Source organism: Ruegeria sp. CG3 (genome assembly GCF_056537205.1).
The window spans coordinates 106,614-119,297 of the sequence record NZ_JBQFRC010000005.1; the positions used below are offsets into that span (position 1 = coordinate 106,614).

Consider the following 12,684-nt stretch of genomic DNA (forward strand, 5'->3'; position numbering starts at 1 on the left):
GATGTGGGCTTTGCGCCTTCCGGAAAAGCCCAGCGATGATCCGGTCTGCGTGCACGCCACCTGCGTTGCCGTTGCAGGCCGCGGCGCCCTGATTTCGGGGCCGTCCGGGGTCGGAAAATCGGCACTTGCATTGCAGATGATGGGCTTCGGAGCGGACCTCGTCGCCGATGATCGTGTGAATTTGACCCTGTCGGGCGACCGGGTACTGGCGGATGCGGTTCCTCAGATCCGTGGATTGGTCGAAGCCCGCGGCGTCGGGCTGCTGCGCGCCACGGCCTGCGGTCCCGTTTCGTTGGATTGGATCGTGGATCTGGATCAGGTGGAATCCCAACGACTGCCGGAACCGCGACAGGTTCTTGTGCTGGGAAATCCTGTTCCCTTGCTTCATGCCGCCGGCGTCCCCAACTTGGCATCAGCACTTGTTCAACTGATGAAAATGGGGCGCGTCGATCCGCAATGGCCAAGCACATGACAGTACAAACGCGCATCGTTCTCGTGACAGGTCCGTCGGGCGCGGGCCGGTCGACGGCGATTCATGTGCTCGAGGATCTGGGCTATGAGGCCATCGACAACTTGCCGATGGGCCTGTTGCTGCGCCTGATGGAGGGCGCGGATCCATCCCGGCCGATGGCGCTGGGGATCGATGCCCGCAATCGTGATTTCTCGACCATCGGCTTTATCGAATTGGTCGCCAAACTGGGCCGGATGAGCCAGGTGGACCTGTCCACGCTCTATCTGGATTGCAGCGACGACGTGCTGTTGCGCCGGTTTTCGGAAACCCGGCGCCGTCATCCGGTTGCAACCGATGCCAGCCCCGAAACCGGCATCCGCCAGGAAAAGGAATTGTTGGAGCCGATCCGCGAGATCGCCGACACCCTGATCGACACCAGCGTGCTCAACGTGCACCAGCTGCGATCCGAGGTCGAACGCTGGTTCGCCCCCGAAGGAGGCCGGCATCTGGCCGTTTCTATCGAGTCCTTCTCCTACAAACGGGGGCTGCCGCTGGGCCTGGACATGGTGTTCGACTGCCGATTTCTGGCCAACCCCTATTGGCGTCCGGAGCTGCGCGAGGCTGATGGTCGAAATCCGAACGTTGCGTCCTATGTTCAGGCTGACACGAACTATGTCGCCTTTTTTGAACGGGTGGTGGAGCTGTTGCTGTCTCTGTTGCCCGCCTTCAAGGCCGAGGGCAAAACACACCTGTCGGTCGCCTTCGGCTGTACCGGGGGTCAACACCGCTCGGTCGCGATGGCCGAAGCGGTCGCAAAAGCCCTTGCAGAGCAGGGGCAGCCGGTGGCAATTAGACACCGCGAGATGGAACGTCGATCGTTGAATGTGAGGCCGGATTGATCGGAATTGTAATCGTGGCGCATGGCGGATTGGCCCAGGAATACTTGGCGGCCATGCAACACGTCGTGGGCAAGCAACCCGGCCTTGTGGCAGTGTCGATCGACGCTGATCATGATCGCGAAGAAAAGCAGGCCGAAATCTGTCGGGCCGCGGATGCTGTGGATGTCGGCGACGGTGTTGTTGTCGTGACCGATCTGTTCGGGGGCAGCCCCTCGAATCTCAGCCTGCGCGCCTGTGCGCCGCAGGACCGTAGAATTCTTTACGGCGCCAACCTTCCGATGCTGATCAAACTGGCCAAAAGCCGCCAACTTCCGGTCGGGGACGCCGTCCGTAGGGCTATGGAGGCTGGACGAAAGTACATCAATGCGCAAAATGTGACATTGGACTGACATCGGATCGATTGAATATGGCCACCAAAAGCTTGAAAATCATCAACGAAAAGGGCTTGCACGCGCGCGCTTCAGCCAAATTGGTCGAGGTAGTCGAAGGGTTTGACGCCCGCGCCGAAGTGTCCAAAGACGGCATGTCCGCGTCGGGTGACAGCATCATGGGCCTTTTGATGTTGGCGGCTTCGCGTGGAACGACTATTGACGTCGAAACGTCCGGGCCGGATGCTGAGGCGCTGGCAGACGCGTTGGAAGCATTGGTGAACGACAAGTTCGGCGAAGGTTTCTGACGCAGGGCACTGCCACGAAACAAGAACGGGAAGACCAGGAATTGGCGGAAACCACGCACGATACCAAGACCAACACGGTGGTGGCCGAGACCGCGGAAGCGGGCGAAATCTACGACCGCCGCACGCTGACCTACGCAAATTCGTTTGACGACGCCTGGACCTCGACGGCCATCAAGGCGATCGAATGGTGCACAGGCAAGCTGACCATTCTGCGCATGGTCAACAAGTTTGAAAAGCAGAATGAAAAGTATCGCGGCCAGAAATTCTGGGGTGGTGCCCTGGGTATCATGGGAATCGACCTGACCACGCCCGAACACCAGATTGCGCGCATTCCGAAAGAGGGGCCCGTTGTGGTGGTGGCCAATCACCCGCATGGGATGGTGGACGGCATGATCCTGGCCGAGTTGATCGGACGGGTGCGCCAGGACTATCGCATCCTGACCCGCTCGGTTCTGACCGGGCTGGACGAGGCCGCGACCTCGTTCATGATCCCGGTCCCGTTTCCACATGATCCCGAAGCCCAGAGCAAGATGCTTGAGATGCGGGGCAAAGCGATGGAGCACCTCAAGAACGGTGGTGTCGTCGCGCTGTTCCCATCCGGCGTGGTGATGTCGTCCGACACGTGGTTCGGCCCCGCTCAGGAACGCGAATGGAACGTATTCACTGCCAAGATGATCCGGCGATCCGGTGCAAAGGTTCTGCCCATCTACTTCCCTGGCAGCAATTCGCGCTGGTACCAGATTGCCAACAAACTATCGGCAATTTTGCGTCAGGGACTTCTGTTGCACGAGATCGTGCGGTCCTGCAACAAACCGGTCGGCCCCGTGATCGGAGAGCCGATTTCGGACGAGGACATGAAACTGCTCGAACGCGACCCACGCGGATTCATGACCCGGCTCAGAAAACACACGCTGGGCTTGGGGCAGTCACCACAAGCCTGATCCACCGTTCATTTGCGCGAAAACATCGCAAGCGAGCGGGGCGGTCTCTTGACGGCTTAGCGCGTCGGGACCGGAGCCTCGCCACGGTAGTCGTAAAACCCGCGATCGGTCTTGCGGCCCAGCCAGCCGGCCTCGACGTATTTCGTCAGCAACGGGCAGGGGCGGTACTTTGTATCCGCCAACCCATCATGGAGGACGTTCATGATGGCCAGGCAGGTGTCCAGCCCGATAAAATCGGCCAGTTCCAGCGGACCCATGGGGTGATTGGCGCCCAGCTTCATGGACTGGTCGATCGACTGAACGCTGCCGACCCCTTCGTACAGAGTATAGACGGCCTCGTTGATCATCGGCATCAGGATGCGATTCACGATGAAAGCCGGAAAATCCTCGGCGCTGGCGGCGGTTTTGCCCAACCGATCCACCACGGCCTTGCAGGTGGCGAAGGTTTCTTCGTCGGTGGCGATACCGCGAATCAACTCGACCAATTGCATGACAGGCACCGGGTTCATGAAGTGGAACCCCATGAAACGCTCCGGCCGATCCGTCCGGCTGGCAAGCCGTGTGATCGAAATGGACGAAGTGTTCGACGTCAGGATCGTGTGGGCCTGCAAATGCGGCTGCAGATCCTCGAAAATCGCCTGCTTGATGGCCTCACGTTCGGTCGCGGCTTCGATCACGAGGTCCGTCTGGCCGATCTCGGGAAGGTTCAGCGTGGTCTTGATCCGCTGCAGTGCGGCCTGCATCTCGTCGTCACCGATCTTGCCGCGTGACACCTGACGAGCCAGGTTGCCCTTGATCGTTTCAATGGCAGCATCCAGCGCATCCTGGCTGATGTCGTTCAGCAGAACGTCATACCCTGCCAACGCCATCACATGGGCAATTCCGTTGCCCATCTGGCCCGCGCCGATTACTCCGACTGATTTCACGTCCATATTGAACTGCCTTCCGCATCAAGGTTCAGGGGGACATTATCGGCAGTCCGGGTTGGGCGGCAAGGGGTTGGGACCGGTCCAATTCGCTTCAAATGCGCACATTAGAGTTTTCTAAACACCTAAGGCCGCAGAATGGGAATTGGGTGAAGAAAATGGGTGGTTGACATGAGTTATCATGAGTCGTGCGCGACCGGTGTCGAGGAATCCGTCTGCCGGTACAGGGCGTCAAAACTGTGGTTTCGCGGGCCAAAGCGTGCGTTGCAGGAACCATATGTGGCCTGCGTCGGCGGCACCGAGACATTCGGTCGGTTCGTCGATTCTCCGTTTCCCACCGTGTTGGAGCAGCGGCTGGAAATGCAGTGTCTGAATCTGGGCAGTCTGTTCACGGGTGCCGAGGGATTGGCGCGGGATCCGGAAATTCTGAGCCTGATGAATGGCGCCGAGGTTTGCGTGCTGCAACTGCCCTCGGCGCTGAATCAGTCCAACCGGTTCTACCGTGTTCATCCCCGACGTAATGATCGGGTGCTCCAGGCAACATCGGACCTTTCCGCCTTGTACCCCGAAGTTGACTTCGCGGACGTTCATTTTGTGCGGCACCTTATGTCCAGGTTGTCGGCATTTTCGGACGCACGGTTCGAAGTGGTGGCCGCCGAGTTGCGGCGGGCTTGGGCAGAGGCTCTTCACACCCTGTTGGACAACGTCACCAGCCGGGTTCTGCTGCTGTGGCTGGACTGGGATCACAGCCCGGCAGTCGGGCTGGATGCGCGGGGGGTATCTGATCCGGTGCCAATTACACAGGCCATGATTGATGGGGTGTCGGATGGAGGGGTGGCAACCGTGAAGATGACGGTGCGCCCTTCAGGTGCTTCGGATGATCTCGAGGACATGCTGTTCGGCACGATGCAGCAACCGATGGCGGAATATATGATCGGACCGGCCACGCACCGGGCCATTGCTGAACGTTTGCTGCCTGCGATCCGAGACCTCGAATGAAAAAGGCCCGCCGATTGGCGGGCCTTGATCGTTCCGAAGTCTGGACGTATCAGCCCAGCTTTTCGGTCAGTTCCGGCACAGCCTGGAACAGGTCGGCGACCAGGCCGTAGTCCGCGACCTGGAAGATCGGAGCTTCTTCGTCTTTGTTGATCGCGACGATGATCTTCGAATCCTTCATGCCGGCCAGGTGCTGGATCGCACCCGAAATACCAACCGCGATGTACAGATCGGGTGCAACGACCTTGCCGGTCTGACCCACCTGCCAGTCGTTCGGGGCATAGCCCGAGTCGACGGCCGCACGGCTGGCACCAACCGCCGCGCCCAGCTTGTCGGCCAGGGCTTCGATCAGTTTGAAGTCTTCTTCCGAGCCAACACCACGGCCGCCCGAGACAACGACGCCGGCCGAGGTCAGTTCGGGGCGGTCGCTTTCGGCGACCTTGTCCTCGACCCATTCCGACAGGCCGGGGTTTTCACCGACCGATACGGTCTCGATCGGGGCCGATCCGCCTTCGCCGGCTGCATCAAAGCTGGCCGTGCGGAAGGTGATGACCTTCTTGGGATCGTTCGACTTGACGGTCTGGATCGCGTTGCCCGCGTAGATCGGGCGCTCGAAGGTCGAGCCATCCACCGCGCCAGAAGCGTCCGAGATCACCATCACGTCCAGCAGCGCGGCCACGCGCGGCATCACGTTCTTGGCGTCGGTGGTGGCGGGTGCCACGATATGCTCATAGCCGTCGGCCAGGCTGACGATCAGCGCGGCGGTCGATTCGGCCAGACGGTGGCCCAGCGACGGGTCTTCGGCAACCAGGACCTTGGAGACGCCGTCGATCTTGGCGGCGGCTTCGCCGGCAGCGGCGGCCGAGCCGCCCGCGGCCAGAACGGTCACGTCACCCAGCTGCTTGGCAGCGGTGACCGCCTTGGCGGTCGCGTCCATCGCCAGTTCGCCATTGTTGACTTCGGCAAGCAGAAGTACAGCCATTACACAGCCCCCGCTTCTTTGAGTTTTCCGACCAGCTCGTCGACCGAGCCCACGATGATGCCAGCGGCGCGTGCCGGCGGCTCTTCGGTCTTGACGACTTCGAGCCGCGGAGTGACGTCGACGCCGTAATCGGCGGCGGTTTTTTCGTCCAGCGGCTTTTTCTTGGCCTTCATGATGTTGGGCAGCGACGCATAGCGCGGCTCGTTCAGGCGCAGGTCGACGGTGATGATGGCCGGCATCTTGACGCTGATGGTCTGCAAACCGCCGTCAACTTCACGGGTGACCTTGGCGGTGTCGCCTTCGATGTCCAGTTCGGACGCGAAGGTGCCCTGGCTCCAGCCCAGCAGCGCCGACAGCATCTGGCCGGTGGCGTTCATGTCGTTGTCGATCGCCTGCTTGCCGCACAGAACCAGTCCGGGCTGTTCTTCCTCGACCACCTTGGCCAGGATCTTGGCGACGGCCAGCGGCTCGATGTCCTGGTGGACGTCATCCGCCGCGACGACCAGGATGGCGCGGTCAGCACCCATTGCCAGCGCGGTGCGCAGCGTTTCCTGCGCCTGCTTGACGCCGATCGAAACGGCCACGACCTCGTCGGCCTTGCCGGCTTCTTTCAGGCGGATCGCCTCTTCGACTGCAATCTCGTCGAACGGGTTCATCGACATTTTGACATTGGCGAGATCAACACCGCTGCCGTCCGCTTTGACGCGAACTTTCACGTTGTAGTCGATCACGCGCTTGACAGGCACAAGTACCTTCATTTTTGCGTACGCTCCTTACAAAAACGGCAAGCCGCAATGCGACTCCACCAATGCTCTCGTCGGCCTAGATAGCGCCTTGCGGGGCGTCGGGACAGGGCAAAATCGTCACGTCATGTCGTGGGGACGTCGCGTTTCACGCTTTTTGACGTGAAGGAACGAAATATTGTTACCCGGCCGATGGGCGGTTTTGCCGCGCCGGATGGTGCAAAAACGCATTCAAGAAGCTCGGGTTTCAGCGGTTCGCGCCCGGAACCCACAAGACGTCATCGCGGCCGCCATTGTTGGCGCAGCGGGCTGCCACGAAGAACCAGTCGCTGAGGCGGTTGAGGTATTTTACCGCGGCCGCGTTCACCGGTTCCATGTTGGTCAGTTCGACAGACAGGCGCTCGGCGCGCCGCGAGACCGTGCGGCAGACATGCAGATGCGCCGCCAGCTTTGATCCGCCCGGCAGGATGAAGCTGCGCAACGGCTCGAGATCCGCGTTCATCGCGTCGATTTCCGATTCCAGACGATCGATCTGGGCCGGGGCGATCCGCAGGGGCGGGTAGTCGGCCTCGGCATCCTTTTCCATGTCGGGGCGGCACAGGTCAGCGCCCAGGTCGAACAGATCGTTCTGGATGCGGGCCAGCGCCGCATCGACCTCGCCCTCAGCCTCGGTGCGCGCCACGCCGACAAATGCGTTCAACTCGTCCACCGTGCCATAGGCCGCCACGCGGCCCGAGTATTTCGCAACCCGTTCGCCATTGCCCAGCGCGGTTTTGCCATCGTCACCGGTGCGGGTGTAAATCTTGTTCAGAACGACCATCTACTGCACTCCCTGTCCACGCAAATAGACGTAGAGCACGATCAGTACCACGGCAATGAATTGAAACAGGATGCGCAGCCGCATCATCTTGTTGCTTTTCTTGGCAGCCGCCATACCGCCCTTGCCGAAATTGGATATGCCGATGGCCAGAACAACGACGACCGCCGCCATGGCCAAAAGAAGTACGCCCATTAGAAGGTCCATGAACTCACCGTCCGCATTTGTTGTATCCTTTCCGCACCATCTAGCGGGGCGGCCCGCGAAAGCGAACGGGTAATTTCGTCTCAGATACCCGAAAGGATGCGGTCTATCGTGCCCGTTGGCAGAATGCGGCGCAGATAACCCGCGATATAGGTCGGTGTGGTCACGTAGTATCGAGCCTTGGGCGACTTTGCCTCGAGCGCGCGGGCAAGTTTGTCGGTTACCGCAGACGCCGGCAGCTCGAACCGGTCGGGGCCCGAGTCTTCGTACAGACGTTTGAGCAGCGACCCCTCATACTTGTCGCGTAGGGCCGAGTTTTCCCAGTCTATGAACCGTTCAAAAATCGGTATGGCTTTTTCGCGCAGCTTAGAGGTGATGGGACCGGGTTCAATCAGCACCACTTTGATGCCGGTGCCGCGCAGCTCCAGCCTCATCGTATCGGTCAGGCCTTCGATTGCGTATTTCGTGGCGACGTAAGCACCGCGCCAGGGAAAGGCGACCAGACCCAGTACCGACGAGTTCTGCACGATGCGGCCATGGCCCTGTGCACGCATGACGGGTATCACCTGGCGGGTCAGTTCGTGCCAGCCAAAAACATTGGTCTCGAAGATATGGCGCAACCCGTCGGTGGGCACATCTTCGATCGCACCGGGCAGGCCATGGGCGCCGTTGTTGAACAGCGCTTCCAATGTGCCGCCCGTTGCTTCGAGAACACTGGCCAATCCCGAAGTGATCGTTTCGGCATCGGTATAGTCGATTCTTGGGCTGTCAAAGCCCTGAGCCCTCAGCCTGTCGCAATCGCGCTGATGTCTGCAGGCGGCAAACACGCGCCATCCGCGTGCACGCATCCCGTGTGCCGCGTCCAGACCAATGCCGGATGAGCATCCGGTGATGAGGATGGATTTCTGCATGTCTGCCCCAAAGTCGTCCTCGGCAAAAACTATTGCGAGGATCGGCCTCCGGCAATGACGGCATCACGTCAATTTGTGCTTTTTCGGATCAACGAGGAGGAAATCCAGCCAACCTGTTGCTCGGGCAACACGCGCAGGCGCAGCCAGCCGGTTCCGGACTCGCTCAGAACTTCGACCTGCTGACCCATCCGCGCTTTGCCGATGATCGGATAGATCGTGCCGGGGCCGTCGCGCATGTTCACGCGGGTGCCGGACACGATGCGGATGTCTTTCGGCGGCTCTGCGGGTGCAGGGGCGGCTGCCGTTTCCGGTTCGGCGTCGGTGTCCAAAACCTGGACGGCCGCGTTTTCATCCAGCGACGCCAGCGAAAAGGTGCCGCCGGTATTGTCGAAACTGGACAGATCAGAATTCAGACCGGCCGCGATCTGCGCTAGCAACGCCTCGGTATCGACGGCATCGGCGGCGGGGATCGGTTCCGGCTTAGGTTCGGACGGCTTGGCGGGGCGCAGGGCCACTTTCGTCACAAGCTCGGTTGCCGGGGAGGGGACCAGTGGCCTGGGCTCGGGTTTCTCACCTGCCGCAACGACGGGTGGTGCCTCGGCGCGGGTTCCGCGCGGTTCGAATTCGGATCCACCGCTCATGACGTAGAAGAACCAGCCGAGCATGGCAAAAGTAACAAGCATAAGGCGCGTCATGGCGCATCCCCCGGTAATCATAACAACAAGAAAAAGGCAGCATTCAATTGTTGGGATCCTACCATAGTTCGGGTCCCGAGTCGAAAATCGGGGGAAATCGCCGGGTTGGCTCCCCCTGTTGCAAAAACCCCGACTTGTCCCCAGCAAAATATGCCTTGGTTGCTTTACCACGCGCGCCGGGCGTCGTATCACATCATCTATGAACGACACGATCGACGACCCCAACATGGAGGCCCCCGACGTCGGGGGTGAGGTGGCCGAACCGCTGCGCCGGGCAATTGGCGAGCGTTATCTAACCTATGCTCTCTCCACCATCATGCACCGCGCGCTGCCGGATGCGCGCGACGGGCTGAAGCCGGTTCACCGGCGAATCCTCTACGCTATGCGCGAGCTGCGACTCAGCTCCTCGGGCGGGTTCCGCAAGTCGGCCAAGATCTCGGGTGACGTGATGGGTAACTATCACCCGCACGGGGACGCCGCGATCTATGACGCGATGGCGCGTCTGGCGCAGGATTTCAACGTCCGCTACCCGCTGGTCGACGGGCAGGGGAATTTCGGCAATATCGACGGCGACAACCCGGCGGCCTCGCGCTACACCGAGGCCCGGATGACCATCGTTGCCGAGGCGTTGCTGGAGGGGCTGAACGAGGACGCCGTCGATTTCCGCGACAACTATGACGGCACGCTGACCGAACCGGTCGTCTTGCCGGCACAGTTCCCGAACCTTCTGGCCAATGGCGCCTCAGGCATTGCCGTGGGCATGGCGACGAACATCCCGCCCCACAACATCGCCGAGCTGTGCGACGCCTGTCTGCATCTGATCAAGACGCCCGACGCGCGTGACGACACGCTGCTGAACTATGTGCCGGGGCCCGATTTCCCAACGGGCGGCGTCATCGTCGAACCGGCCGAGAATATCGCGCAGGCCTATCGCACCGGGCGCGGATCGTTCCGGCTGCGTTGCAAATACGAGGTCGAGGATCTGGGCCGCGGCCAGTGGCAGATCGTGGTCACCGAGATCCCGTATCAGGTTCAGAAATCCAAGCTGATCGAAAAGATCGCCGAGCTGATCCAGACCAAAAAGATCCCGATCCTGGGCGATGTGCGCGACGAATCCGCCGACGACATCCGCCTCATCCTCGAACCGCGCTCCAAGAACGTGGACCCCGAGGTGTTGATGAACATGCTGTATCGTAACTCGGATCTCGAGGTGCGGTTCAGCCTGAACATGAACGTGCTGATCGACGGGGTGACGCCCAAGGTCTGCTCGATGAAAGAGGTGCTGCGCGCCTTCCTCGATCACCGGCAAGAGGTGCTGCTGCGCCGCTCTCGTCACCGCATGGCCAAGATCGACCACCGGTTGGAGGTGTTGGAGGGCTTTATCGTTGCCTTCCTGAATCTCGACCGCGTGATTGATATCATCCGCTATGACGACGATCCCAAGGCCGCGCTGATGCGCGAGAATTGGGGCATCGACCATGTCCGCGCCACCAGCGAGGCCGACTATGTCTCGCCCAAGCCGGGCGAGGGCGAATTGTCCGAAGTTCAGGTCGACGCGATCCTGAACATGCGCCTGCGCAGCCTGCGTCGGCTCGAAGAGATGGAACTGGTCCGTGAGCGTGACGCGCTGATGGAAGAGCGCGCAGAACTCGAGGATCTGCTGGCGGATGTGGGTCTGCAATGGGCCAAGATCGCCGAGCAGCTGAAAGAGACCAAGAAGACCTTCGGCAAGGATTATGAGGGCGGCGCGCGTCGCACCCGCTTTGCCGAAGCAGGCGAGGTCGAGGACGTACCGCTAGAGGCGATGATCGACAAAGAGCCGATCACGGTCGTCTGCTCGCAGATGGGCTGGATCCGCGCCATGACCGGCCATATCGACCTGAACCGCGAGCTGAAGTTCAAGGACGGCGACGGGCCGCGGTTCATCTTCCATGCGGAAACCACCGACCGGCTGCTGGTCTTCGCATCGAACGGGCGGGTCTACACGGTCAGCGCCGCGAACCTTCCCGGTGGCCGGGGAATGGGTGAGCCGCTGCGCCTGATGGTCGATCTGCCCAACGAGGCGCAGATCGTCGATATCCTGATCCACAAGCCGGGGCGCAAATTGCTGGTTGCTTCGGATGCGGGCAACGGGTTCATGGTGCCCGAGGACGAGGTGCTGGCCCAGACCCGCAACGGCAAACAGGTGCTGAACGTCAAGGATGACGAGCGCGCGGTGATCTGCAAGCCGATCGAGGGCGATCACGTCGCTGTGGTATCACAGAACGGCAAGTTTCTGGTGTTCCCGGTCTCCGAACTGCCCGAGATGACGCGGGGCAAGGGCGTGCGTCTCCAGAAATACAACATGGCGCGCGGGCGCCAGGGCACGCTGGAGCTGGATGGCGGCCTGTCCGACCTGACGACGTTCAACTGGGAGGACGGTTTGAAATGGTCAATGGGCGGCGACAAGACGCGGCATGAGGCAGATATGTCTCAATGGCTGGCAAAGCGCGCAAGCGTCGGAAAAAAACCGCCCTATGGGTTCCCGCGCGATTACAAGTTCTCGTGATCGTGCGCCGACCACGGTGGAAATCTGCCGATACGGCTTGGCACATGCTGCATCGGTGCGCTAGATCAAAGAAAAACAGGCCTATCGAGACGAGACAATGCTGCGCATTCTGACCCTGATTACCGGACTGGCCCTGGTGGGCGCCTGCACGCAGACGCAACTCTACGAAGAACCGGAAGATCTGGGTGAATTCAAGCTGCGTGTGAACTATGCGTTTGCCGACAAGGCCGTCCAGGGGCCGGTGTCTCGTGACGCGACGCCCCAGGAATGGACCGAAGCGATCCAGAAGGCCGTCGATATCCGCCTTGGTCGCTATCAGGGCTCGCAGGAGTATGACATCGGGATCAGCCTCGAAGGCTATATGCTGGCGCCTCCTGGTATTCCGGTGATCTACAACCCCAAAAGCACAGCGATCGTTCTGGTCAACGTCTATGATGTCGGCAAGAAAGAGTTTCTGGCCAAGGGCAAGCAGTTTCAGGTCCTCGAAGATACCACCGGTGGCAGCGCTCTGAAGGGCTCGGGCAACGAACGCACCAAGGAAGAGCAGATGAGCGGTTTGGCACTGAAAGTGGCGGACCGCGTCGAGGAATGGCTGGCTGAAGAGCACAAGGACAATGGTTGGTTCGACCTGCGCCCCGGCCTGATCCAACCGATTGAATCCGGACAGGCGGTACAAAACCCGGCATAGTTTTGAGGATTTCCCTCAGGATGTGCTTGATTTTCCGCTTTGAACCAAATATCTCGCGCGCGCAGATGTAACCACGGGACCAAGGGTCCCCCAAATCGCAAAAGGGCGCCTGAGGAATGGCAAAGGAAAAGTTTGAGCGTACAAAACCGCACGTCAACATTGGCACGATTGGCCACGTTGACCACGGCAAGACGACGCTGACCGCAG

At 60.6% G+C, this 12,684-nt stretch carries 16 protein-coding genes; 9 read left to right on the top strand and 7 right to left on the bottom strand.

Going from position 1 to position 12,684, the window contains the following annotated elements; translation table 11 throughout:
- The first annotated feature begins 1 nt into the window (after position 1).
- The 5 genes from ACR0NB_RS17950 to ACR0NB_RS17970 are packed head-to-tail and all read left to right on the top strand — an operon-like array spanning position 2 to position 2,967.
- Positions 2-472 carry an HPr kinase/phosphorylase gene (locus ACR0NB_RS17950; RefSeq protein ID WP_480776422.1) on the top strand — a complete coding sequence of 157 codons (471 nt, stop codon included), beginning with the start codon at positions 2-4 and terminating at the stop codon, positions 470-472.
- A complete protein-coding gene (gene rapZ, locus ACR0NB_RS17955) occupies positions 469-1,350 on the top strand; it encodes an RNase adapter RapZ (protein WP_480776423.1) in 882 nt (293 codons plus the stop codon). Before ACR0NB_RS17950 ends, rapZ begins: the two co-directional genes overlap by 4 nt.
- On the top strand, positions 1,347-1,739 hold the full coding sequence (locus ACR0NB_RS17960; protein ID WP_093965293.1) for a PTS sugar transporter subunit IIA: 393 nt from the start codon (positions 1,347-1,349) through the stop codon (positions 1,737-1,739). The genes rapZ and ACR0NB_RS17960 overlap by 4 nt, the downstream gene beginning before the upstream one ends.
- A 17-nt stretch (positions 1,740-1,756) precedes the next feature.
- The gene (locus tag ACR0NB_RS17965) at positions 1,757-2,026 is read left to right on the top strand and encodes an HPr family phosphocarrier protein (protein WP_170343440.1); all 270 of its coding nucleotides are present in this window, start codon (positions 1,757-1,759) and stop codon (positions 2,024-2,026) included.
- A 41-nt stretch (positions 2,027-2,067) separates the two neighbouring features.
- The gene (locus ACR0NB_RS17970; protein WP_480776424.1) at positions 2,068-2,967 is read left to right on the top strand and encodes a lysophospholipid acyltransferase family protein; all 900 of its coding nucleotides are present in this window, start codon (positions 2,068-2,070) and stop codon (positions 2,965-2,967) included.
- A 56-nt stretch (positions 2,968-3,023) separates the two neighbouring features.
- On the opposite strand, the gene ACR0NB_RS17975 is transcribed toward ACR0NB_RS17970, so the two are convergent.
- Entirely contained in the window at positions 3,024-3,899 is an 876-nt protein-coding gene (locus tag ACR0NB_RS17975; protein ID WP_480776425.1) for a 3-hydroxybutyryl-CoA dehydrogenase, read from the bottom strand.
- Positions 3,900-4,064: 165 nt separating this feature from the next.
- Between ACR0NB_RS17975 and ACR0NB_RS17980 the strand changes: the two genes are divergently transcribed.
- Positions 4,065-4,892 (top strand): DUF6473 family protein, encoded by an 828-nt coding sequence (locus ACR0NB_RS17980; RefSeq protein WP_480776426.1) that lies wholly within the window; start codon positions 4,065-4,067, stop codon positions 4,890-4,892.
- Between the two features lie 49 nt (positions 4,893-4,941).
- On the opposite strand, the gene ACR0NB_RS17985 is transcribed toward ACR0NB_RS17980, so the two are convergent.
- The 6 genes from ACR0NB_RS17985 to ACR0NB_RS18010 all read right to left on the bottom strand — a co-directional run bounded on the left by ACR0NB_RS17985 (position 4,942) and on the right by ACR0NB_RS18010 (position 9,241).
- Positions 4,942-5,871, bottom strand: a complete 930-nt coding sequence (locus ACR0NB_RS17985) for an electron transfer flavoprotein subunit alpha/FixB family protein (protein WP_170584978.1) — start codon at positions 5,869-5,871, stop codon at positions 4,942-4,944.
- Positions 5,871-6,629 (bottom strand): electron transfer flavoprotein subunit beta/FixA family protein, encoded by a 759-nt coding sequence (locus ACR0NB_RS17990; RefSeq protein ID WP_170342626.1) that lies wholly within the window; start codon positions 6,627-6,629, stop codon positions 5,871-5,873. Before ACR0NB_RS17990 ends, ACR0NB_RS17985 begins: the two co-directional genes overlap by 1 nt.
- Before the next feature lie 232 nt (positions 6,630-6,861).
- The gene (locus ACR0NB_RS17995) at positions 6,862-7,434 is read right to left on the bottom strand and encodes a cob(I)yrinic acid a,c-diamide adenosyltransferase (protein ID WP_480632530.1); all 573 of its coding nucleotides are present in this window, start codon (positions 7,432-7,434) and stop codon (positions 6,862-6,864) included.
- Entirely contained in the window at positions 7,435-7,638 is a 204-nt protein-coding gene (locus tag ACR0NB_RS18000; protein WP_093965306.1) for a twin transmembrane helix small protein, read from the bottom strand. It lies immediately after the preceding gene.
- Between the two features lie 80 nt (positions 7,639-7,718).
- On the bottom strand, positions 7,719-8,546 hold the full coding sequence (locus tag ACR0NB_RS18005; RefSeq protein ID WP_475142768.1) for an SDR family NAD(P)-dependent oxidoreductase: 828 nt from the start codon (positions 8,544-8,546) through the stop codon (positions 7,719-7,721).
- 68 nt (positions 8,547-8,614) lie between these two features.
- On the bottom strand, positions 8,615-9,241 hold the full coding sequence (locus ACR0NB_RS18010) for an SH3 domain-containing protein (RefSeq protein WP_244952481.1): 627 nt from the start codon (positions 9,239-9,241) through the stop codon (positions 8,615-8,617).
- 199 nt (positions 9,242-9,440) lie between these two features.
- Here ACR0NB_RS18010 and ACR0NB_RS18015 point away from each other — a divergent pair, with 199 nt between their 5' ends.
- From ACR0NB_RS18015 to ACR0NB_RS18025, 3 genes are all read left to right on the top strand, one after another.
- Positions 9,441-11,789, top strand: coding sequence for a DNA topoisomerase IV subunit A (locus tag ACR0NB_RS18015; protein WP_480776427.1), 2,349 nt, complete (start codon positions 9,441-9,443; stop codon positions 11,787-11,789).
- Positions 11,790-11,886: 97 nt separating this feature from the next.
- The gene (locus ACR0NB_RS18020) at positions 11,887-12,477 is read left to right on the top strand and encodes a hypothetical protein (protein WP_170361569.1); all 591 of its coding nucleotides are present in this window, start codon (positions 11,887-11,889) and stop codon (positions 12,475-12,477) included.
- Positions 12,478-12,593: 116 nt separating this feature from the next.
- The coding region (locus tag ACR0NB_RS18025; protein WP_215675807.1) for a GTP-binding protein at positions 12,594-12,684 on the top strand (91 nt) is incomplete at its 3' end.

Bases quoted from the DNA above. Each gene is read 5' to 3' on its own strand.
- ACR0NB_RS18010 (WP_244952481.1), bottom strand. From the start codon at position 9,241: ATGACGCGCCTTATGCTTGTTACTTTTGCCATGCTCGGCTGGTTCTTC.
- ACR0NB_RS18005 (WP_475142768.1), bottom strand. From the start codon at position 8,546: ATGCAGAAATCCATCCTCATCACCGGATGCTCATCCGGCATTGGTCTG.
- ACR0NB_RS17950 (WP_480776422.1), top strand. From the start codon at position 2: ATGTGGGCTTTGCGCCTTCCGGAAAAGCCCAGCGATGATCCGGTCTGC.
- ACR0NB_RS17990 (WP_170342626.1), bottom strand. From the start codon at position 6,629: ATGAAGGTACTTGTGCCTGTCAAGCGCGTGATCGACTACAACGTGAAA.
- ACR0NB_RS17975 (WP_480776425.1), bottom strand. From the start codon at position 3,899: ATGGACGTGAAATCAGTCGGAGTAATCGGCGCGGGCCAGATGGGCAAC.
- ACR0NB_RS17965 (WP_170343440.1), top strand. From the start codon at position 1,757: ATGGCCACCAAAAGCTTGAAAATCATCAACGAAAAGGGCTTGCACGCG.
- rapZ (WP_480776423.1), top strand. From the start codon at position 469: ATGACAGTACAAACGCGCATCGTTCTCGTGACAGGTCCGTCGGGCGCG.
- ACR0NB_RS18015 (WP_480776427.1), top strand. From the start codon at position 9,441: ATGAACGACACGATCGACGACCCCAACATGGAGGCCCCCGACGTCGGG.
- ACR0NB_RS17980 (WP_480776426.1), top strand. From the start codon at position 4,065: ATGAGTTATCATGAGTCGTGCGCGACCGGTGTCGAGGAATCCGTCTGC.
- ACR0NB_RS17985 (WP_170584978.1), bottom strand. From the start codon at position 5,871: ATGGCTGTACTTCTGCTTGCCGAAGTCAACAATGGCGAACTGGCGATG.
- ACR0NB_RS17995 (WP_480632530.1), bottom strand. From the start codon at position 7,434: ATGGTCGTTCTGAACAAGATTTACACCCGCACCGGTGACGATGGCAAA.
- ACR0NB_RS18000 (WP_093965306.1), bottom strand. From the start codon at position 7,638: ATGGACCTTCTAATGGGCGTACTTCTTTTGGCCATGGCGGCGGTCGTC.
- ACR0NB_RS18020 (WP_170361569.1), top strand. From the start codon at position 11,887: ATGCTGCGCATTCTGACCCTGATTACCGGACTGGCCCTGGTGGGCGCC.